Here is a 21,543-nt window from a genome sequence, read left to right as displayed (position 1 = left end):
GCTCGTCTTTACAGACTCGGGCGATCAGGCCACTGCGCTGTCAACCAGAGCCATCTCTTCGCTGGTCATCAGTTTTTCAATATCCACCAAAATCAGCATGCGTTCGCCCAGCGTGCCGATACCGGTCAGGTATTCGGTTGAAAAGGCGGTGCCAAAGCTGGGGGCTGCGCTGATCTGTGACGACTGCAAGACCAGCACGTCCGATACGCCATCGACAACAACGCCGACCACGCGATCGTGTAGATTCAGAATCACCACCACGGTCTGGTGGTCGTACTCCACGCGTTCCATGTTGAAGCGCACACGCAAGTCCGCGATAGGCACAATCACGCCGCGCAGATTGGTAACGCCCTTGATGAACTGGGGTACGTTGGCAATACGGGTGACGGTCTGGGAGTCGTAGCCCCGGATCTCCTGAACTTTCAGAATATCGATACCGTATTCCTGGTCACCCAGAGTAAATACCAGATACTCCTTGCCGCCAGCCTCGGCAGCTTCGGAGTGGGAAGTAAAGTCGTTGGACATAAAGATCTCCGAATAATCAGGCCCACGTCGAGGCGGGGTCACGCGCCAGACGTTGCAAGGCAAAAACATCAACAATCAGGGCTACGCTGCCATCACCCAAAATGGTGGCAGCGGAAATACCCGGAATTTTTCGATAGTTGGCTTCCAGGTTCTTGACCACGACTTGATGCTGACCAATCAGGTGATCGACCAGCAAGGCAAAGCGCATGTCTTCGGCCTGCAAGATAACGGCAATAGCGCGGGTCACATCGGTCTCGGCCCCATCGACCGAGAAGATGTCCCGCAGGGAAATCAGGGGCAGATACTCGCCACGCACAAACATCACGTGATCAGTATCGGACACGCGGCGCAACTGCTCTTCAGTAGGCTGCATGGATTCCGTAACGTGGGCCAAAGGCAGAATAAAGACCTCGTTGCCCACCTGCACCGACATGCCGTCCAAAATGGCCAGCGTCAGCGGCAGCACAATCCGGGTGGTCGTTCCCTTGCCCGCACGGGAGTACAACTGCACGTGACCGCCCATGCTTTGAATATTGCGTCGCACCACGTCCATACCCACGCCACGCCCGGAAATTTCCGTGACTTTGTCGGCAGTGGAAAAGCCGGGAGCAAAAATCAGTTGCCAGACTTCATCGTCCGGCATGGTCTCGGTCACCGGCAAGCCCGAGGACATGGCTTTCTTCAGAATACGTTCGCGGTTCAGACCAGCGCCATCGTCCACCACTTCAATGATGATGTGGCCGCCCTGATGCTGGGCCGACAGCGTCAACACGCCCTCTTCTTCCTTACCCGCGGCCAGACGATCCTCGGGCATTTCAATACCGTGGTCGATACTGTTGCGCACCAGGTGGGTCAACGGGTCAATAATGCGTTCGATCAGGCTCTTGTCCAGTTCGGTGGCCTGCCCTTTGGTGACCAGACGAATCTTCTTGTCCATGCGGGCCGCGCTTTCACGCACCACACGCGGGAAGCGGCTGAACACGTAGTCCATCGGCATCATGCGGATGGACATCACGGACTCTTGCAGATCGCGCGCATTGCGCTCCAACTGCTCGATGCCGTTCAACAGACGGTCGTGAACAACCGGGTCCAGGGTTGAGGCGGTTTGCACCAGCATGGCCTGGGTAATCACCAGCTCGCCCACCAGGTTGATGATCTGGTCGACTTTTTCCACGCCCACACGGATCGTGCCGGACTCTTTGGGCGCGGCCGCTTTGGCCGGTTTGTCGGCGGCTTTGGGAGCGGCAGCAGGCGCAGCCACTTCAGTTTTTGCAGGCTCAGCAGCCGCAGCAGGAGTCGCCGCAGGAGCGGCAGCGGCTGGTGCGACAACAGGAGCGGCAGGCTCGGAGGCTACCGCAACAGCAGGAGCAGCGTTTGTAGCAGAAGCCGCTTGCCCAGGAGCCGCCGCCGGTTTCACCGCCACCTGATCGGCATTCAGGATAAAGCAGCACACGGCCAGAATATCGTCCGCCGAGCCCGTGGTTTCCAGCCAGATATCCAGGCGATCGCCTTCGCGGGTTTGATGGACGATATTGCCCATCAACTCCATTTCTTGTTGCAGTGCCTCGGCATCTTTATCCGACACGGGCCCCATGGATACCCATAGCGGCAAACCGTCGGCATCCGCAGCCGGTTCCGGCGCTGGCTCGGGTTCCGCTTGCAGGATCGCTTCGGTTCCTTTCGTGTCGGTTGCCAAAATGCCCTTTTGCTCCAGGGCCAACTGCCTTAATTGCGCGCAGATGCGGGTGTAGGCTTCCTCGTCAGGCTCCTGTTCCTCGCGGTAGGCATTGACTTGTCCGGTTAGCACGTCCTTGGTTTCCAGAAAGAGGTCAATCATGTCCTTGCGCAATTGCATCTCGCCATTACGGACCAGATCGAGCAGATTTTCGAGTAAGTGGGTGGTTTCAGCCAGCTGGCCGAAACAACCAAAAGTGCCTGCACCGCCCTTGATCGAGTGCGCGGCCCGGAAGATGGCGTTGAGCTGATCGCGATCAGGCTCATCCAGATCCAACTCCAGCAGCAAGCGCTCCATGTCCGCCAGCAACTCATCGGCTTCATCGAAAAAGGTTTCGTAAAACTGACTCAGATCTACGCCGGAGCTCATGAACACTTCCTTCTTGGTTATGGCTTAGAACAACAAAACAAAAAGCACAGCCCAAACACCCGGGCCTTCAGGGCCGCTTGTCAGGCCCTAAGGCACCACAGGCAAGGCAGAAGGCATCTCAGGCAGACCGGGAATATGAATACTGATAGGTCCTTCGGTCTCCTGCATGGCTTCGCGCAAATCGAACTCTTCCGAACCGCTTGCGGCTTGCTCGTCCATGCGTCGTTCCGCCCGGCTATTGAGCACGAGCAGGCTGATACGTCGATTTACGGCTGCCGCAGGGTTATCTTTAACCAGGCTCACACTATCGGCCAAACCCACGACCTGCTTGACTTTGGCCTCGGCCAGACCACCAGCCACCAGTTCCTGTCGAGCGGCGTTGGCACGGTCGGCGGACAGCTCCCAGTTACTGTACAAACGCTCGCCACTGGCGTATTGCAGCGAGTCGGTGTGGCCGGAAATCAGGATGCGATTGGGCATCTCGTTCAAAGGAGCGCTGAGCGAGCGCAAAATGGCTCGCATGTAAATCTGCACCTGCGCACTGCCCGTGGAGAACATGGGGCGGCTTTGACGGTCAATAATCTGAATGCGCAAACCGTCCTGGGTCATGTCCAGCAGCAATTGCGGACGGAACTCTTTCAGGACGGGGTCAATGCGAATCAGCTCTTCCAGAGCCGATTTCAAATCTTCCAGACGCTCCACATCCAGACGGTCATCGGCCGCCTGACCGGGATTGGCTCCGGGGTGAGGATTAGGCACCAGGCTAGGCTGGCCGCCAGGAATCACACTGCGCGAGTAGTCCGCCTGATAGCCGCCGGAAACAGCGTCCATCAAGGGCATGCGAAAGTAATCGGCAATTTCCTTCAAGTCCTGCTTGGGAACTAGGGAAAGAATCCACATCACCAGGAAAAAAGCCATCATCGCCGTCATGAAGTCGGCGTAGGCAATTTTCCAACTACCACCGTGGTGCTCTGCATGCGCCGTCTTCTTGCGACGGATAATGACTCGGTCCTTATGGTTGCTCATGAACGCATCCGCTTAGGCTTTGCGACCAGCACCCGAACGGGCCTGACGTACATGCTCTTCCAGTTCCTGGAACGAAGGGCGATCCGAGGAGAACAGCACTTTACGGCCAAACTCCACCGCCAACTGAGGCGGGTAGCCGTTCAGGTTGGCCAGCAAGGTCACCTTGATGCACTCCAGCACCTTGACCGAGTCAGAGGTACGACGCTCGATGGTTGCAGCCAAGGGAGCCACGAAACCATAGGCCAGCAAAATACCCAGAAAGGTCCCGACCATGGCTTTGGAGATCAGATCGGCCAGCACCGCAGGCGGCTGGTCCACAGACGCCAGGGCTTTCACCACACCCAGTACCGCCGCCACAATCCCGAAAGCGGGCAAGGCGTCAGACACTTCACGCAAGGCGCGTGCAGGCACGTTGCGCTCGTGCTGGTGAGTTTCGATGTCCTGATCCATCAGCGTTTCGATTTCAAACGAGCTCATATTGCCGCTGATCATCAAACGCAGGTAGTCAGACACAAAGTTCATCAAGGCCGGATCTTTCACCACGTTGGGGTAGTCGGCAAAGATGGGACTTTGTTCAGGATTCTCGATATCGGCTTCGATGGACATCATGCCATCGCGGCGTGCCTTGTTCAGCAGCACGGACAACATCCCCATCAGTTGCATGTACAACTGCTTGTTATAGGGGCTGCTGCGGAACGCAATCGGCAAGGCTTTCGCGAGCAGCTTGATGGACTTGCCACTGTTGGACGCAAAATAGGCCCCCAGGGCCGCGCCACCAATCAGCAGTAATTCAAAAGGCTGGTAGAGCGCACCTAAATGCCCACCCAGGCCCACAAAGCTCCCGAAAACGGAGACGAAAACAATGATATATCCAAGGATGATAAGCACGGATACGCCTTCTTCAAATACACGCTGCTAATGATGGCGGCAAGCAACCGGGCTAAAACGACGCGTTAAAGGCCTTTTTCTAGCCTAGATCGACGCTTCCAGTTGCCTTGACACGTTCAGATTCTTATCAGATCGACATCAAAAACCAGCATCCATCCGGCTTTGCTGCACACTGACGGTAAAAGCTCTACTTAAACGGGCACGTCCGCATTGGTGATGACGTGCCCATCTGCCCTGGCTTGCGCCTCCTTGACCGGCTCTGATTTTCGACTTTTGCTGGCAGGAGACTTAGGTGTGCTGCGTGCCTTGCTGGCGCGTGTTTTGCCCGCCCGGGGTGGCGGACGGCAAATCGCACAAATAAAGCCCGCTTCGGGATCGTGTGCATGAGCGACGAAGCCGCCCTTGCAGCGTTCGCACTGGGACAACTGCAACAGGCCACTATCAAAAAAGCGCAACAGCATCCAGGCACGGGTAAAGCTCAGAACAGGTTCCTCGTCCGGCCCCACTTCCAGACGGCCCGCCGAAGACTGCTCCAGGTACAGGCGATACGCCTCCACCAGGGCACGGCTTTTATCGCAAGGCGTATGCGCGGCCATGAACTGGTAAATACTGTAAAAAAGACTGGAGTGAATGTTGGGCAGCCAGGTCATGAACCAGTCGACTGAAAAAGGCAGCATCCCCTTGGGCGGCGAGCAACCTTTGACTTCGCGGTACAAACGGGCCAGCCGGTCGTAGCTTAGTGATGTTTCTGCTTGCAGAACCTGCAAGCGCGCCCCCAGCTCAATCATGTCGGAAGCAAGCCCAATTTCCTGGGCTTCTTTGGCGACGCTTTTTATAGCCATAGTTCTTGATTTAATAGGTTCCAAGCCGGTTTAACCCGCTTGTTCTGCCGTCGCGCGCTGTGACAGAAGAATGGTGGAGTGAGCCTGCTGCAATACCCCTCCCAGCACATTCTGCGTCAAGGTGGTGAGCAGGTCGTAGTCGTTGAAGCGAAAGCCGCAGATCAACGAGCTGGAGCTGGCCAGCTTGACCAATTGGGCCGGTGACAGACGCAACAAGGTCTCTGCCACATCGGTATCGAAGCCCAAACGGAACATACCTGCCGAAAAATTCTCCCGCAGCAGGCGCTGCGCGAGTAACAAGTACGACAAATTGACTTCCTGAATATCATTCAGCAGCGAATTTTCCGATACGGGCATGTCAGCCATCCTTGTAAAACTGTTAATCAGCGATTTTCTTGTAACAAAACACATTTAAAATAGTCAAAGTTACATAAATATGTATCATGCCTTGCAATCTATTGCATGAATATATTTTTTACATTATCGACGCTTCCGACACATACTGTCTATGAATGCCCGAAAAACATGGAAAACGTCGGATTTATGCAATAAACGTATCAAGACACAGCAGAATATTATCAGATGCTCACTTAATGTTGTAGATATAAACTAGATGTAACATGACAAAGATCAAAACGCTTGTGTCAAAAATATGTTTTGTTGCATACATTAGCCATTAATTAATGCATATCTCGACCATCACACTCAGTCTCTGCCTAAAAACGGGCGAAATATCGGATATTCTTCTGGTGACAACTTTCCTCGTCCCCACCCTCTCCGTTTTGTAACAGCCCATGCTTCCTGCTGCTTTTACGCAACGTCTGTTCGCCCTCTGCCTGACACTGCTCCTGGCAGCGTGTGCACACACTCCTTCCTCCCGCCTGCCAGCCGGCAAACCCATTGGGGTGGATGATCAGCGCCGCTCAGCCGTCGTCCTGTCCGCCCTGACCCTGCTGGATACGCCCTACCGCTATGGCGGGCGCGACCCGTCTACCGGCTTTGATTGCAGCGGCCTGGTGCACTATGTCTTCAGTCAGGAATCCAGCTCCCCTATCCCGCGTCGCACCAGCGATCAGGCCAGTGCGGCCCGTCGCGTCAGCCGCGCGCAGCTACGCCCCGGCGATCTGGTGTTTTTCAATACGCTGGGCGCGCCAAACTCGCATGTCGGTATCTATATAGGTAAGCAACAATTCATCAATGCGCCCTCCAGTGGTGGACGGGTACGGATTGATTCGTTGGATAATCCCTATTTCGCCAAACGCTTTGAAACGGCTCGCACTTTCTTTGATTGATTCATCGGCTAGCCAGCGCAGGGATTGAATGAAACTGGGCCTTGTCTTTCAAGGCCCGATTTCATTGAGCATCAATAGCAAAAGGGCCCGTGATAAGCGGGCCCTTTATAGTTTGAATGCGTTTATCGCGTGGGCACAGTCGCGTATTGCTCAGCCAGGTCCAGAAAGGCGTCCAACTCAGGAGAGCGGCCCGTTTCCTCTTCCATAATGGCAGCCACAGCAGGAGCCACCGATTGAGCCAGGCGGGCATCCAGAAACAGCAATCGTGAACGGCGAGCCAGCATATCTTCCACCGTACGTGCATATTCAAACCGGCAGGCAAAACGCACCATCGCCACGCTTAAGCCGGGGGCCAATTCCTGATCAGCACCAGGCAAGGTCTGCACCCAATCCGCCTCGCTACCGTAGGCATCCAGACCTGCTGTGCGCCCCAGGGAGCGACGGTCGCCCACATAAGACGCGCCAACCAGGCGCTGCTCTTGCGTACGACAGGCTGGCAAAGCGCCCAGCAAACCGGACTGCTGGCAGCGTTCCAGAACGTCCTCGGCCATGGCACGGTAAGTGGTCCATTTACCGCCAGTGACGGTCAGCAAGCCGTTGGCACTGACAGTAATGCTATGTTCCCGGCTGATGGATTGCGTCTGCCCTGCCGCCGACTCGGCAGCCGGACGCACCAAAGGCCGCAAGCCCACCCAGATGCTGCGTACATCCTGCACGGTTGGGGCTTTTTGCAGATAATTGGCGGATTCTTTCAGGATGAAATCCACTTCCTGCGCCAAGGGACGCGGCTCCAGAGGAATATCGTCACGGGGGGTATCGGTCGTCCCTAGAATCAGCTTGCCCAGCCAAGGCACGGCAAAGAGCACTCGGCCATCCTTGGTGCGTGGCACCAACAAAGCGTGCTCACCCGGCAAGAACTCCTGATCGACGACCAAATGCACGCCCTGACTGGGCGAGACCATAGGGCGCAGTTCGCGTCCGGCTTCCTGGGCATCCAGTTGTCGAACCTGATCCACCCACACGCCCGTGGCATTAACTACACACTTGCTACGGATCTCGTAAGTCTGACCACTTTCCTTGTCCTGGCAGCGCACGCCGGACACCTTGCCTTCGCTATGCAGGACTTCGGTAAGCGGGCAGTAATTAATGAGCAAAGCGCCATTCAAGGCCGCGGTACGGGCCAGAGCAAGCGCCAGACGGGCATCATCAAACTGGCCATCCCAATATTTGACGCCCCCCTTCAAGCCGCTTTGCCGCGCACCGGGCAGAAGCTGACGAATCTTGGATGCGCTTAAAAATTGGGTATGACCCAGCCCCTCGCGCCCCGCCAAGCCATCGTACGCCATCAGGCCCACCCCATAAAACGGGGTCTCCCAACATTTGTAGCTGGGCATCACAAAAGGCAGACGTTGCGCCAGGTGCGGCGCATTGCTCAGCAAATGCATGCGTTCACGCAAGGCCTCGCGCACCAGGCTGACATTGCCCTGCGCCAGGTAACGCACTCCTCCATGCACCAGCTTGGTCGCCCGCGAGGACGTGCCTTTGGCAAAGTCCCAGGCTTCCAGAACGACCACGCTCAGGCCACGCAAGGCGGCATCCACCGCAACGCCCAGGCCAGTAGCACCGCCACCCACCACGACCATATCTACCTCTGTGGTGCGCGCCAAGGCGCCCAACATCTGGGCTCTATCAGTCAATAAGGGGGAACTTAATGTAGTCATAAGATGAAGTCGGACCTGAAATTAGCAGACACCCAAAAACACTGGCTGGCTCGGGATTTACCCTGATTTTAGCCCCTGAACTTTTACCGTCCAGTGAAACTTGTTTGCTCACGTATCAGCGCCCCCTCCGGGCCAGACACAGGCCACATAGAGCCGGTACACTGTGTGCTGCTCTGCTTTTACTGCCCCTTCGCATGACATTCCTACTTGCTCTTGATCAGGGAACCTCCAGCTCGCGCAGCCTTATTGTGGCGGCAGACGGCCGCATTCTGGCCCAGGCGCAGCAAGAGACCCAGCAATACTATCCGCGTACAGACTGGGTGGAACACGATCCCCAGGAAATTCTGGATACCCAGTTCCAGACGGCTCGACAAGCCATCGAACAGGCGGGCCTGCGTCCCCAGGACATTCATGCGATTGGCATTACCAATCAGCGCGAAACCACGGTGCTGTGGGACAGGCGCACAGGACAAGCCCTGCACAAGGCCATCGTCTGGCAAGACCGACGCGCCGAGGACTTCTGCGCCCAGTTGCGCGAACAAGGCCACGAGGCCGCCATCACCGCCAAAACCGGCCTGCCTATTGATGCCTATTTCTCAGCGTCCAAGCTGCGCTGGCTGCTAAATACCATTCCCGACGCCCGTGAACGGGCCGAGCGGGGTGAATTGGCCTTTGGCACCATTGATAGCTGGCTGATCTGGCATTTGAGCGGCGGCAAAGTTCACGCCACAGATGTCAGCAACGCCTCCCGTACCCTGCTCTACAACATTCATACCCAACAATGGGACGAGGACTTGCTGGCTTTATTCACCATCCCGGCCAGCGTGCTGCCCCAGGTGCAAGGCTCCGCCTCTGAGTTTGGCCGTTGCAGCCCCGACATTCTGGGCAGCCCCATTCCTATTTGCGGTGTCGCCGGTGACCAGCAAAGCGCCCTGTTCGGCCAGGCTTGCACCACACCGGGCATGGCCAAGAACACCTACGGCACAGGCTGTTTTCTGTTGATGCATTGCGGCTCGCAAGTACCCCAATCCCATAATGGCCTGATCGCCACCAGCGCTGCCCAACATGACGGCACACCCGCCTATGCGCTGGAAGGCAGCGTCTTTATTGGCGGCGCCGTCGTTCAATGGCTACGCGATGGCCTGGGGGCTTTGGAGCACAGCGCCCAGGTAGAAGCCCTGGCACGCAGCGTACCCGACGCCCAGGGCGTACGACTGGTGCCCGCCTTCACCGGCCTGGGAGCGCCTTACTGGGACGCCCAGGCACGCGGCACCATTACAGGCCTGACACGTGCCTCCACCATGGCCCATATTGCCCGCGCGGCCCTGGACAGCATTGCGTATCAAAGTGCGGCTGTACTGCAAGCCATGAATCGAGACGTGCAAGCCAACGGCGGGCCCGCCCTGCACGAGCTACGTGTTGATGGCGGCGCTTGCGCCAATAATCTTCTGATGCAATTTCAGGCGGATTTGCTGGGCCTGCCCGTCGTGCGTCCCGTTACTATTGAGACGACGGCCTTGGGCGCCGCCTATCTGGCGGGCCTGGGCAGCGGCCTGTATTCGGGCCTGCCGGAAATTGCAGCGCTGTGGCAGTGCGATCGCACTTTTGAACCCGCCATGTCGCGCGATGAGGCACACAGCCTGATGCTCAGTTGGGAACAGGCCGTGCGTCAGGCACGAACTTATTGAACTTGCTGTTTTTTTAACGGAAACACCATGCTGCAAAAAATAATTCTAGGCATTGCCATCTTTCTGATCGTGATGTTGGGCCTGACCTTTGGCGAGGCCATCTTCCGCTATATCTCCTCTTACCTGGGATTTCTGTTTGAGGACTTCATCGCTTTGATGCGGGAAGTTCAGCAATACCTGATGATCCACTGGGGCAAGGCACTGATCGCCTTGATCATTACCGTCCCGCTGGTGATCTGGATCTCCAAGAACAAGAAAGATGAGATGAGCAAGCCCAACAGCCATCGCAAAATCGCGATTGTGCTGGCGATTTTCCTGGGGTGGTTGGGCGTACATCGCTTTTATCTGGGCCAGATCGGCATGGGCTTGTTGTTCCTGGTGTTGTTTGCCATCTGGTCGCCCCTGGCCTACTTCCTGGCTCTGATCGACGCCTTGCGTTACGCCTTTATGGGTGACGATGAATTCAAACTGGCCCGTTAATTTCCATACCGTTCACAAAAGCCCCACTTGCTGGGGCTTTTTTTATGGCTGCTTCATTGGCACGCAGCTCAAGGCGCGCGAACACCAATAACCAGGCTCCATGCGGGCCATTTTGTGGCCTCATCAGGGAAAACCACAGCCCACGCCGCTTACAAGCCTAGTCCCTTGATTTCCAATACTTATATTAGCCACCATACCTTCCAGGTATGCAAGTAAACCTTTTTAGTCTTGGAAATCCCCGGGCGGCTTCGTGTTCAATCGAATTGGGGGAGACACGCCAGCCTCTCGAAGACTGGCAGCGGCGGCTCAGATCAAAAGTGTGAAGCCTTTGTTGCTGGCTCTGTCTACACATCCGTTTACCCGGTAGTTCCCGACACAAAAACAATAGACATGCCCTAGGGCACTTGCGTCCACGGCCTGATGTGCCTGCACATCGCTGACTTGCATCAGAGGCCGAACCGACGGCAAGTGTCACTACACACATAACTAGATTGAGACACAAGAAAATGAAAAACACCTATTTGCTGCGCAGCATGCTGGGCCTGGCTTTGGCCGCCTGCACACTAAGCAGTCACGCAGCCACAGAGACAACACGCCCCAATATTTTGCTGATTGTGGCCGATGATTTGGGTTACTCGGATATTGGTGCTTTTGGTGGGGAAATTTCCACGCCTAATCTGGACGCCCTGGTCAAAGACGGGGTGGCACTGACCGATTTTTACGCTTCTCCCTTCTGTTCCCCCACCCGCGCCATGCTGATGTCTGGTGCCGATAACCACCAAGTCGGCTTTGGTGGCATGGCCGAGCTGATGACACCCCAGCAGCGCAGTTTGCCCGGTTATGAAGGTTTTCTAAGCGACCGCGCCCTGCCCTTTCCGCTGGTCCTGCAAGACAACGGCTACCGCACCTATATGGCGGGCAAGTGGCATTTGGGTGTGAAAGAAGAAGTCGCCCCACCCAATCGTGGTTTTGACCAGTCCTATGCCTTGATGCATGGTGGTGCCAGCCACTTCGATCAAAGCGGCATCATCACGTTTGATGCCAATAAAGCGCCAGTTGCCCTGTACCGTGAAAACGGCAAGCAAGTACAACTACCCAAAGACTTCTACTCCAGTGAATTCTTTGCCTCGCGCCTGATGTCCTATATCGACGCCGACAAGCGCAAGGATCAGCCTTTCTTCGCCTATCTGGCCTTTACCGCTCCGCATTGGCCCTTGCACGCCCCCGACGAGTACATCCGCAAATATGAAGGCCGCTACGACGTAGGCTACGACGTATTGCGTGAAGAGCGCTTGGCCCGCATGAAGAAACTGGGCCTGGTGCCACAGGATATGCAAGGCTACGTCGGCAATCCTGCCTGGCCGCGCTGGAAAGAGCTGAGCCCGGAGCAACAACGGGTCGAAAGCAAACGCATGGCCGTCTACGCCGCGATGGTGGAAGCGATGGATGCGCAAATTGGCCGCGTTATTGAGCACCTGAAACAAACGGGTCAATACGACAACACCGTAGTGATCTTCATGTCTGACAACGGTGCCGACGGCAATACTGTGCTGGACGAAGGCGAAACCCGCGCCTGGGCACATAATCATCGTGACAACAGCTACGAGAACACCGGCCGCCCCGGTTCCTTTGTCGAATACGGCCCAGGCTGGGCGCAAGTCGGCTCCACGCCCTTCAACCTGTACAAAGCCTTTATGTATGAAGGCGGTATCTCGGTACCCAGCATCATGCGCGTACCCGGTGGCAAGCGTCAGGGCGAGTTTGTGCGCGCTCCGGCCCATGTCACCGATATCGCCCCCACCATTCTGGCTTTGGCCCAGATCGAGCAACCCAAAGGCGAATACCGTGGTCGTGAAGTCATCCCCATGCAGGGCAACTCCATGGTGGACCTGCTGACCGGTCGCAGCGATCAGGTACATGAAACCTTCCGCCAGGGCTGGGAGCTGAACGGCCGCCGCGCCATGCGCTTGGGTGACTGGAAAATCGTCTACGCCAATGCACCGTGGGGCAAAGACCGCTGGGAATTGTTCAATGTGGTCGAAGACCGCTCCGAGCAGAACGATCTGTCTGAAAAACATCCTGAAAAGCTCAAAGAGCTGATTGCCGAGTACGAGCAATATGCCAAGCGCAATGGCGTCGAGGACTTTGAAGGGCTGGCCTCGCGCCCTGGCTACAGCAACAGCCTGAACTACTACAAGGATCTGGATGAAGTCCTTTAAGCTCCCCCGAGCCAAGGCACTACTGGCGGTATGCGGGCTGCTGGCAGCAGCCCCGCTGCCCGCAGCGGCTGAAGGCTCCGAGAAACTCCCGCCTCCGGTTCCCGCTCACGACTGCCAGGCCTATAGCGGCTTGCCCACAGGCTTCGGCCCAGCCACCAAGGGCATATCCAATCAGTCGGGTTTGGTCGCGATTCCCGGCGGACGCTTTCTGATGGGTTCCGACGAAGGCTATCCAGAGGAAAAACCTGTCCACCCTGTAGAGGTCCGCGCTTTTCAGATTGATCAGCACGAAGTCACCAATGCCCAGTTTGCCCGTTTTGTAGCAGCAACCGGCTATGTGACCCAGGCAGAGCGGGTGCCGGATTTCCCGCCGAATGTTCAGGTTCCCGAACAGTATCGTCAGCCTGGATCCGCCGTCTTTACACCACCGACAGCGACACAAGATCACGACCATCACGAGGGACATGATCAACACCAGGCGGCATCGCCCAGCAGCTACAACTGGTGGGTGTGGGTGCCCGGAGCAAGCTGGCGTCACCCAGGCGGCCCCAATACCAACGTGGATGGCCGGGACAACCACCCTGTCGTCCATATCGCGTATGAAGATGCCCTGGCCTATGCCCATTGGCTGGGCCGCGACCTGCCCACCGAAGAACAATGGGAGTTTGCTGCGCGTGGCGGTTTGGAGGGCGCGACCTATCCCTGGGGCAACACCCCCGAGTTGCGAGGCCGCTTGATGGCCAATACCTGGCAAGGCAATTTCCCCGCCAAGAATCTGGTTCGTGATGGCTACGAAGGCACTGCCCCCGTAGGCTGCTTTCCAGCCAACAACTATGGTTTGTGGGATTCGGTTGGCAATGTCTGGGAATGGACGCGCAGTGTGTGGCAGCCGCAGCATAGGCCACAGACTCCCAAACCCCTTATCACGGCAGCAACAGATGCCAAGGGGAATCCGGCCACAGGCGTTATCAAGGGTGGCTCTTTCCTGTGTGCTGCCAACTTCTGCGTACGTTATCGACCCGCATCACGCCAACCACAGGAAACCACGATGTCTACCCAGCACGTGGGGTTTCGTACTGTGCTGAATACGCCTGCAAAGTAAGGCTGGAAGCCCCTTTGCCACGCCCTGACCTTGTCGTCTTTACCAAGGCGTGGGGCTCCGAAAAGGTATGGCTACACAATCAGACTCTCTGCCGCTTCTGTAATGAACGACACCCCAATTATTGGGGTGTCGTTTATCTCGCAGCACAAGAGAAGATGCCTATAGGGCTCTCCTCCTATCATCTGAGCATGCCTTACCCGGCTCGCGCAGCCCCACCATTATCAGACGACAAAGTCACTTCCTTTGCGGCTTCCTCAGCAGCCCGATAATCCAGCGTCTCGCTGACACTTTCCCAGGCGTTCTGCAAACTATCAAAGACACGTTGCGCATGGATTTGCTTGAACAAACCCATACGAACCAGCTTGCGGCTGACTTTCTCATTGGCTTCGCACAAGGCCACCATCACATTGCGCTGCTCCAGTTCCATCAAGGCCGTTTCCAACGCCTGCATAGCCGTCGCATCCACAAAAGGCACGTAGTTCAAGCGCAAGACAATCGCCTTGACCGGCTCCGACACCGTCAGCAAAGAGCGGTTAACCGCTTCCACGCTGGCGAAGAAATAAGGCCCTTCCAAAGTCAGTACCGAAATATCCTGACGCAGCTCCTGGCTAAAGGACAGGTCCAAGGCACGTTGCAGGCGACGCCCTTCCAAGGCTCGCACCTGCACCCCGTCCGAAGTCCGTTTGAGCACATACAACATCGCCAGAATCACACCGATATTGACGGCCACCACCAGGTCGGCAAATACGGTCAAGGCAAAGGTGACCCACAGAATCAAGAGATCTGCCGGGGGCATGCGACGCTGCAAACGCACAACGAGTCGAGCCTGGCTCATATTCCAGGCCACCATGAACAGGATCGCCGCCAAAACAGTCAGCGGGATATACGCTGCCAGCGGGGCCAGGAACAGCAAAACCAGCACCAGAAAGATCACATGCACCACACCCGCAATGGGGCTGGTTCCACCATTACGGATATTGGTTGCCGTACGGGCAATCGCCCCCGTGGCCGCGATACCACCAAACAAAGGGGACAGCACGTTGGCAATCCCCTGCCCCACCAGTTCCTGATTGGAGTCGTGACGGGTGCCCGTCATGGAATCGGCTACTACCGCGGACAACAAGGACTCAATCGCCCCCAGCATGGCAATGGCAAAGGCAGGCCCGATCAACTCCACCACACGGGTCACGGTAATTTCAGGCCATTGAAACGAGGGCAAACCGCTAGGCAAGGCGCCAAAACTGGAGCCGATGGTAGCCACCGACTCAAAGCGGAAAATAGCCTGAATAAGCGTGATGACGACCAAGGCCACCAAAGGTCCCGGCAAGCGTGCCAAGGCAGGAACTTTGGGAACCAGAATCAGAATGGCCAGCGACAAGGCGCCCAGTACCGTGGTGGCCCAGTCCAGCGACGGCAGGTTATGCAGCAAAAACCAGAGCTTTTCATGAAAGTGCTGGCCTTCAACGACGGGCAGCCCAAAAAAGTCCCGCCACTGCCCCACCCAGATAATCACGCCAATCCCGGCAGTAAAACCCACGATCACCGGGTCGGGAATAAAGCGAATCACCGCCCCCAGGCGCAACAGGCCCAGCAGCAACAAAATCACCCCGGCCATCAGGGTGGCAATTTGCAGGCCAGCGACACCATGCTGTGCCACGACCCCGGACAAGATGACAATGAAAGCGCCCGTCGGCCCGGCAATCTGGACCCGGCTGCCGCCAAATAAGGAAACCGCCAGCCCGGCAATAATGGCGGTATACAAGCCCTGCTCGGGCTTGACCCCGGATGCAATGGCAAAGGCCATCGCCAGAGGCAAGGCCACCACCCCCACCACCAAACCGGCCAGCAGGTTATTTAGCCAATGTTTTCGCCCCAGGAGTCCGGCTCGACCCGCTTCCAGCAGTGCAATCATCGCGCGTCCTTGTCATGCCCAGCTTGCTCGGCACAGATGAGAAACAAGCAAGGCCTACACTCAAATGAAGCCTTAATGATACTACTGCGTGTCAAACAAACTTCACGTTAGTGATGGCCTTATTTGATGAAACATAAAAAAGCCCCCACGCTGCGCCTGCGGCTTGCGCTCCACCTCGCGGCCGCCAGTAAAAAAAACTCCACCTCGAAAAGGTGGAGTTTGAGTGCAACGAACACGGAATTTAAGGGTTGCGGGCGCGCAGCAAACGCAAGCTGTTCAGCACCACCAGCAAGCTGGCACCCACGTCGGCAAACACGGCCATCCACATGGTGGCTTGTCCGGTCAGGGCCATCACCAGGAACACGGCCTTGATGCCCAGGGCCAGGCTGATGTTCTGCCACAGCACCGCGTGCAAGGCTCGCGATTGACGCATCAGCAAGGCAATCTTGCCCAGATCATCGTCCATCAAGGCAACGTCGGCCGTTTCGATCGCAATGTCCGAACCCAGTGCTCCCATGGCGATACCCACATCTGCACGGGCCAGGGCGGGCGCATCATTAATGCCATCACCCACCATCGCCACCAGACCATTCCCCAGTTTTTCCTCGATACGGTCCAGCTTGTCCTGGGGCAGCAAACCACCTCGAAAATCCTTGATCCCGGCTTGCTGGGCCACATGGCGCACAGCTTGCTCATGGTCGCCCGACAGCACTTCCACTTGCACGCCCTGCGCTTGCAGATCGCGAATCGCCTGAGTGGTCGTAGGACGCAAGGTGTCCATCATGCCGAACCAGGCCAGCAGACCGTTCTCGTCACCCAGATACACCATGGTGGCACCGCTCTCTACCGCTTGCTGCTCGGCCTGGCTGGACTCGGCCTTGTTCTGGCCCAGCACCCAGCTACGTTTGCCCAAGCGCAATTGGCCGGTCGAACCCTGAGCCTGCACGCCATTTCCGGCCAAGGCTTCAAACTGGTCCAGACTCAACAAACCCGAGCTGACACGACCACGGGCAATCGCTTGCGAAGCGGGGTGATCAGAGCGCTCGGCCAAGGCCACAGCCATGTCCAGCACTTCACTATCCGACAAGCTCTGACGCAAGCTGCCGTACTCGTTCAAGGAAGGCTCGCCCAAGGTCAAGGTGCCGGTCTTGTCCACGGCCAAGTAACGCAGTTGACGAGCCCGCTCCAGATACACGCCACCTTTGATCAAGATACCGGCTCGGGCAGCACTGGCCAGGGCACTGACGACAGCCACCGGCGTGGAAATCACCAAAGCGCAAGGGCAAGCAATGACCAGCAGAACCAGGGCACGGTATACGGACTCCGACCAGCTCAAGCCCCAGATCAAGGGCAAGGCCACCGCCATCAAGACAGCCGCAATCACTACCAGCGGGGTGTAGACGCGGGAGAACTGGTCTACAAAACGCTGAATTGGAGCTTTATTGGCCTGGGCTTCCTGAACCGAACGGGTAATCCGGGCCAGCAAGGTTTCATCATGAGCAGCCTGCACCTGATACACCAGCTCGCCCATGCCGTTAATGGTGCCTGCAAAGACCTCGTCACCCGGGGCTTTGTCCACGGGGGCACTTTCCCCCGTAATCGGTGCCTGATTAACGGTGCTTTGACCTTGCAAAATCTTGCCGTCCAGACCAAAGCGCTCACCCGGTGCGACACGCACTTGCCAACCGGCCTGTACCTGATTGGCGGGTACGCGCTGCCAGTCCTTGCCGTCCGCACTGACTAGTACCTCATCAGGCACCAGCTTGAGCAGACTGTCCACCGCATTGCGGGCACGGTCCAAAGAACGGGCTTCTATCCATTCAGCCAGGCTGAACAAGGACATCACCATGGCGGCTTCCGGCCATTGGGCCAGCAGCACCGCACCCGTGACGGCGATACTCATCAAGGCATTGATATTGAGCTGACCATTACGCAGCGCAATCCAACCCTTTTTGTAAACTTGCACACCGCCAGACAAGATCGCAGCCAAGGCCAGAATAACGACCAGCCATTCCGGGGCCTCCAGCCAATGGCTGATTTCCGCGGCCAAGGCCAGGACCACCGCCCCGGCGATGCGAATCAAACCTTGCTTGGGAGAGGCCTGTTTCACTGGCTCTTCATCGGCCATACGGGGCTCAAAGCCCAGACCACGCAAAGCGCTCAACACCTTGTCGCGTGCGCCGTCGGTGTGGTCCACCGTCAACACTCGCTGCATCAGGTCAAAACCCAGGTTTTGCACTTGATCCAGCTTTTTCAGGCCGGAGCGAATCATGTTCTCTTCTGCCGGGCAGTCCATATCGGCAATCTGTACCACCAGACGCGTAGAGGTGCTGGCGGCCAATGCGACCGAAGGACCAAAGGCCGGTGCCGAGCAGCACGCACCTTCATGGGCGTGAGACGCGGGCTCGGCATGATCGTGGCTGTGATCATGCTGGTGATCGTGACTGTGATCGCCCGCAGCATGGTCGTGATCATGACTGTGGTCATGCGCATGCTCGGTCTGGCTGGCGGATGTAGCGCACTGCCCCACGCCGAGCGTTGAAGTATTCTTAGCTGATGTCATAGCGGTTCCTCGCTTCTTGCATGAGACCAGTAGAAAGCCTAAAGTAACTACAAGGTCAAGCCTTATGGAGGCACAACAATGAAAATCGGTGAATTGGCGGAAAAAAGCCACTGCAACACGGAAACCATCCGTTATTACGAGAAGGTCGGGCTGCTGCCCGAGCCGGAACGCAGCGAAGGCAATTACCGTCTGTACCGCAATATCCACCTGGAACGGCTACGTTTTATCCGCAACTGCCGCAGCCTGGATATGACCCACGAAGAAATTCGCGGCCTGTTGGCATTTATGGACGGCCCGGCGCAAGACTGCGCTCCGGTGAATGATTTGCTGGATGAGCACATCGAGCACGTTGCCGTGCGTATTGCCGAACTGGAACATCTGCAAAAACAACTGATTGAACTGCGTCACCGCTGCGGGCAGGCCGGTGGCCTGGAGCACTGCGGTATTTTGCAGGGTTTGGTGAATATGGAGCCGGATCAAGTCCCGACTCCCAGCACTCATTTGGGCTAAGGCTGTGTGGCACAGCACTTAGCCACGCACCCGCCCTGCCGCCCACATTCCGATCAGCATCGCGACCAGAAACAAAATAGCCAAAGGCGCGCCCGACGCTGCCAGCACAATGGCCGGTCCGGGGCAAAAACCTGCCACCCCCCAACCAGCACCAAAAATCAAGGCCCCCAATACCAAAGGACGGTCGATTTGACGCTGTTTGGGCAGATTCATGGGCTGGCCGGTCACAAAAGCACAAGGGCGGCGACGCGCGATACTGAATGGCACAATCGCCACCGCAATCGCCGCGGCCATCACCAGGGCCAAAGACGGGTCCCAGGCGCCCGCCAGATCCAGAAACGCCAGCACCTTGCTGGGGTTGGCCAAGCCGGAAACCAACAAGCCCAAGCCAAAAATCAGGCCAGACACTAAAGCGATGAAATATTGCATGGCGGGCTCCTTAGAAGAGGTGACGCAGAACAAACACGGTCAGAAAACCGCTGGCCATGAAAGTCAGCGTCGCCACCAAAGAACGGGGCGACAGACGCGACAAGCCACATACGCCATGCCCACTGGTGCAGCCTGAACCCAAGCGAGTACCAAAACCCACCAGCAAACCGGCCACTACCACCCACATCCAGGGCTGCGCTTGCACGACGGGCACGGTTTCCCCGGCCAAACGGTACAACCAGGGCGCCGCCGCCAGGCCCAGCAAGGCCATCCAGCGCCAGCCTCTGTCCCCTACAGCCCCGCTCCAGGTGCCCGACAGCAATCCAGATATACCAAACACCCGGCCATTGAAAAGCACCAGCACGGCGGCCGCCAAACCAATCAAAGCGCCACCCAGCAAAGCGCTCCACGGGGTAAAGGAACTCCAGTCAATTGCGATCATCGGTCCCTCCTGGGGCGCAAAAGATTCCATATAAAGTCTGCATCACAGCCAGCACCGCCGGGTTTTCCAGACGGTAATAGACGTATTTGCCCTCTTTGCGGCTGGCAATCAGCTCTTCGCGCCGCAAGACGGTTAATTGCTGGGATAAAGTAGGCTGTGCAATACCGCTGCGCTGCGCCAATTCCCCCACATTGCATTCCCCCTGCACCAAGGTGCAGAGAATCATCAGGCGGTCGGGGTTGGCCAGGCTGCCCAGCAAGCTGCTGGCTCGGCCTGCTACCTGCCGCAGAGCTTCCAGTTCGGTTTGATCCATATCGTTCTACAAAAATACAATATATATTATTATATAATATCTTTTCATATTTTATAAGCAACAAGAGGTCTGACATGCTCCAAGCCCAGGTCGCCAGCTTCTTTCATACGGATACTGCCACCTTCACCTACGTGGTTTATGCCGAAGGTCAGCGTGAATGCGCCATCATCGACTCGGTGCTGGACTATGACGCCGCGTCCGGTCGCAGCAGCACCGTGTCGGCCCAGAAGGTCGTGGATTTTGTGCGCCAGCATCAGCTAGAAGTGCAATGGATACTGGAAACCCATGCCCATGCCGACCACCTGTCTGCCGCAGTCTGGCTACAAGAGCAGGTGGGCGGAAAAATAGCCATTGGCGAGCACATCCAGCAAGTGCAATCCACCTTCAGCCGCATCTTTAATATAGAGGCGGAAATTCAGGCCAATGGCACGCCCTTCGATACGCTGTTCAAGGATCAGGAATCTTTTCAGATCGGTGCCATTCCGGTCCAAGCCCTGCATGTACCCGGCCATACCCCGGCTGATATGGCCTATCACGTGCAAGGGCTGGGGGTCTTCGTGGGCGACACCTTGTTTTTGCCCGATGTAGGCACCGCACGCTGCGACTTTCCAGGCGGCAGTGCCAGCCAGCTTTATGAATCCATCCAGCGCCTGCTGGCCTTACCCGCAGACACCGTCTTGTTCATGTGCCACGACTATCCACCTGAAGGGCGCGAGCCTGACTACCACTGCACGGTTCAGGATCAAAAAGACGGCAATATCCATGTGCGGGACGGCATCAGCCAGGAGCTGTTTTGTCAGCGCCGCACGGAGCGCGACAAAACGCTGGGCATGCCGCGTCTGATCTTGCCCTCTATCCAGATCAACATCCGGGCAGGTCATTTCCCTGCTCCTGAAAGCAATGGGCAGGTCTATTTGAAACTGCCGCTTAACCTGCTTTAAACCCGGCTGTTTTTTTGCGTCTGATGCTGCACCGAATCAGACGCAGAACAAACTCTTTAATGCTTAGCCTGCGTATACTGCCTTTTTCTGCACCCTGAACCTCAGAAGGAGATACCAGGCATGACTTACATGGCCCTCAAACATCTGCACATGACAGCCGCCGGGCTGAGCATCTTGTTTTTTATTATTCGGGCCTTCTGGTCAGTCACTGGGTCTGCCTGTTTGCAGAGTCGTTTCGTGCGTATTGCTCCGCATGTGATCGACACCGTTTTGCTGGTCTGTGGTCTGGCCCTGGCCGGCATGTTGGGTGCAGCGGCCAACCAGCCCTGGTTGCTGACCAAAATCGTGCTGCTGGTGGTCTATATCGTAGTGGGCAGCTTTGCGATCAAACGCGGTAAAACCCCGTTCAGCCGTGGCGTGGCCGCTGTCATCGCGATTGCCATCTTTGCGTATATCGTGGGCGTGGCCCTGAATCGTAGCCCTGCTTCCTGGTTCGTCTAAGCAAGCCAGATATAAAAAAGCCCCCTGACAATGGAAGAAATCTTC

At 56.9% G+C, this 21,543-nt stretch carries 20 protein-coding genes; 8 read left to right on the top strand and 12 right to left on the bottom strand.

Annotation, left to right across the window (positions count from 1 at the left end; all coding sequences use genetic code 11):
- Nucleotides 1–24: 24 nt before the first annotated feature.
- The 6 genes from JYG33_RS00895 to flhD all read right to left on the bottom strand — a co-directional run bounded on the left by JYG33_RS00895 (nucleotide 25) and on the right by flhD (nucleotide 5,742).
- Entirely contained in the window at nucleotides 25–525 is a 501-nt protein-coding gene (locus tag JYG33_RS00895) for a chemotaxis protein CheW (RefSeq protein ID WP_207873756.1), read from the bottom strand.
- 16 nt (nucleotides 526–541) lie between these two features.
- Entirely contained in the window at nucleotides 542–2,629 is a 2,088-nt protein-coding gene (gene cheA, locus JYG33_RS00890; protein ID WP_207873755.1) for a chemotaxis protein CheA, read from the bottom strand.
- Nucleotides 2,630–2,716: 87 nt separating this feature from the next.
- Nucleotides 2,717–3,655, bottom strand: a complete 939-nt coding sequence (motB, locus tag JYG33_RS00885) for a flagellar motor protein MotB (RefSeq protein WP_207873754.1) — start codon at nucleotides 3,653–3,655, stop codon at nucleotides 2,717–2,719.
- Nucleotides 3,656–3,667: 12 nt separating this feature from the next.
- A complete protein-coding gene (gene motA / locus JYG33_RS00880) occupies nucleotides 3,668–4,543 on the bottom strand; it encodes a flagellar motor stator protein MotA (RefSeq protein WP_009455183.1) in 876 nt (291 codons plus the stop codon).
- A 191-nt stretch (nucleotides 4,544–4,734) separates the two neighbouring features.
- On the bottom strand, nucleotides 4,735–5,385 hold the full coding sequence (flhC, locus tag JYG33_RS00875) for a flagellar transcriptional regulator FlhC (RefSeq protein WP_207873753.1): 651 nt from the start codon (nucleotides 5,383–5,385) through the stop codon (nucleotides 4,735–4,737).
- Nucleotides 5,386–5,415: 30 nt separating this feature from the next.
- Nucleotides 5,416–5,742, bottom strand: coding sequence for a flagellar transcriptional regulator FlhD (gene flhD, locus JYG33_RS00870; protein ID WP_003804716.1), 327 nt, complete (start codon nucleotides 5,740–5,742; stop codon nucleotides 5,416–5,418).
- Nucleotides 5,743–6,179: 437 nt separating this feature from the next.
- Here flhD and JYG33_RS00865 point away from each other — a divergent pair, with 437 nt between their 5' ends.
- Entirely contained in the window at nucleotides 6,180–6,677 is a 498-nt protein-coding gene (locus tag JYG33_RS00865) for a C40 family peptidase (RefSeq protein ID WP_207873752.1), read from the top strand.
- 122 nt (nucleotides 6,678–6,799) lie between these two features.
- On the opposite strand, the gene JYG33_RS00860 is transcribed toward JYG33_RS00865, so the two are convergent.
- Nucleotides 6,800–8,398: a glycerol-3-phosphate dehydrogenase/oxidase gene (locus JYG33_RS00860; protein WP_207873751.1), complete on the bottom strand. Its 1,599-nt coding sequence runs from the start codon at nucleotides 8,396–8,398 to the stop codon at nucleotides 6,800–6,802.
- A gap of 194 nt (nucleotides 8,399–8,592) precedes the next feature.
- Here JYG33_RS00860 and glpK point away from each other — a divergent pair, with 194 nt between their 5' ends.
- From glpK to JYG33_RS00840, 4 genes are all read left to right on the top strand, one after another.
- Entirely contained in the window at nucleotides 8,593–10,086 is a 1,494-nt protein-coding gene (gene glpK / locus JYG33_RS00855; RefSeq protein WP_207873750.1) for a glycerol kinase GlpK, read from the top strand.
- Nucleotides 10,087–10,113: 27 nt separating this feature from the next.
- Complete coding sequence (locus tag JYG33_RS00850) at nucleotides 10,114–10,566, top strand: TM2 domain-containing protein (RefSeq protein ID WP_207873749.1); 453 nt, start codon at nucleotides 10,114–10,116, stop codon at nucleotides 10,564–10,566.
- Nucleotides 10,567–11,072: 506 nt separating this feature from the next.
- Complete coding sequence (locus JYG33_RS00845) at nucleotides 11,073–12,785, top strand: arylsulfatase (protein ID WP_207873748.1); 1,713 nt, start codon at nucleotides 11,073–11,075, stop codon at nucleotides 12,783–12,785.
- Nucleotides 12,772–13,887 (top strand): formylglycine-generating enzyme family protein, encoded by a 1,116-nt coding sequence (locus tag JYG33_RS00840; protein WP_207873747.1) that lies wholly within the window; start codon nucleotides 12,772–12,774, stop codon nucleotides 13,885–13,887. The genes JYG33_RS00845 and JYG33_RS00840 overlap by 14 nt, the downstream gene beginning before the upstream one ends.
- Before the next feature lie 193 nt (nucleotides 13,888–14,080).
- Here JYG33_RS00840 and JYG33_RS00835 read toward each other — a convergent pair whose 3' ends face one another.
- Together JYG33_RS00835 and JYG33_RS00830 are read right to left on the bottom strand one after the other, a co-directional pair.
- Nucleotides 14,081–15,799: a SulP family inorganic anion transporter gene (locus JYG33_RS00835; protein WP_207873746.1), complete on the bottom strand. Its 1,719-nt coding sequence runs from the start codon at nucleotides 15,797–15,799 to the stop codon at nucleotides 14,081–14,083.
- Between the two features lie 241 nt (nucleotides 15,800–16,040).
- Nucleotides 16,041–18,362, bottom strand: coding sequence for a cation-translocating P-type ATPase (locus tag JYG33_RS00830; RefSeq protein ID WP_243430232.1), 2,322 nt, complete (start codon nucleotides 18,360–18,362; stop codon nucleotides 16,041–16,043).
- 78 nt (nucleotides 18,363–18,440) lie between these two features.
- On the opposite strand from JYG33_RS00830, the gene cadR reads away from it, so the two are divergent.
- On the top strand, nucleotides 18,441–18,872 hold the full coding sequence (gene cadR / locus JYG33_RS00825) for a Cd(II)/Pb(II)-responsive transcriptional regulator (protein ID WP_207873745.1): 432 nt from the start codon (nucleotides 18,441–18,443) through the stop codon (nucleotides 18,870–18,872).
- An 18-nt stretch (nucleotides 18,873–18,890) separates the two neighbouring features.
- Here the strand turns inward: cadR and JYG33_RS00820 are convergent, their stop codons facing one another.
- From JYG33_RS00820 to JYG33_RS00810, 3 genes are read right to left on the bottom strand one after another with little or no spacing between them, the layout of a single operon-like run.
- Nucleotides 18,891–19,301, bottom strand: a complete 411-nt coding sequence (locus JYG33_RS00820) for a DUF6691 family protein (protein ID WP_207873744.1) — start codon at nucleotides 19,299–19,301, stop codon at nucleotides 18,891–18,893.
- Between the two features lie 10 nt (nucleotides 19,302–19,311).
- Nucleotides 19,312–19,740 (bottom strand): YeeE/YedE family protein, encoded by a 429-nt coding sequence (locus JYG33_RS00815; RefSeq protein ID WP_207875684.1) that lies wholly within the window; start codon nucleotides 19,738–19,740, stop codon nucleotides 19,312–19,314.
- Nucleotides 19,730–20,056 (bottom strand): metalloregulator ArsR/SmtB family transcription factor, encoded by a 327-nt coding sequence (locus tag JYG33_RS00810; protein ID WP_207873743.1) that lies wholly within the window; start codon nucleotides 20,054–20,056, stop codon nucleotides 19,730–19,732. The genes JYG33_RS00815 and JYG33_RS00810 overlap by 11 nt, the downstream gene beginning before the upstream one ends.
- Before the next feature lie 74 nt (nucleotides 20,057–20,130).
- On the opposite strand from JYG33_RS00810, the gene JYG33_RS00805 reads away from it, so the two are divergent.
- Nucleotides 20,131–20,997 carry an MBL fold metallo-hydrolase gene (locus JYG33_RS00805; RefSeq protein ID WP_207873742.1) on the top strand — a complete coding sequence of 289 codons (867 nt, stop codon included), beginning with the start codon at nucleotides 20,131–20,133 and terminating at the stop codon, nucleotides 20,995–20,997.
- A 120-nt stretch (nucleotides 20,998–21,117) separates the two neighbouring features.
- Nucleotides 21,118–21,498: a SirB2 family protein gene (locus JYG33_RS00800; protein WP_207873741.1), complete on the top strand. Its 381-nt coding sequence runs from the start codon at nucleotides 21,118–21,120 to the stop codon at nucleotides 21,496–21,498.
- Nucleotides 21,499–21,543 lie beyond the last annotated feature (45 nt).

Source organism: Alcaligenes sp. SORT26 (genome assembly GCF_017377875.1).
GTDB lineage: Bacteria > Pseudomonadota > Gammaproteobacteria > Burkholderiales > Burkholderiaceae_B > Alcaligenes > Alcaligenes parafaecalis.
Note: the sequence above shows the minus strand (reverse complement) of the source record. Positions and strands in the feature narration are given on the sequence as shown.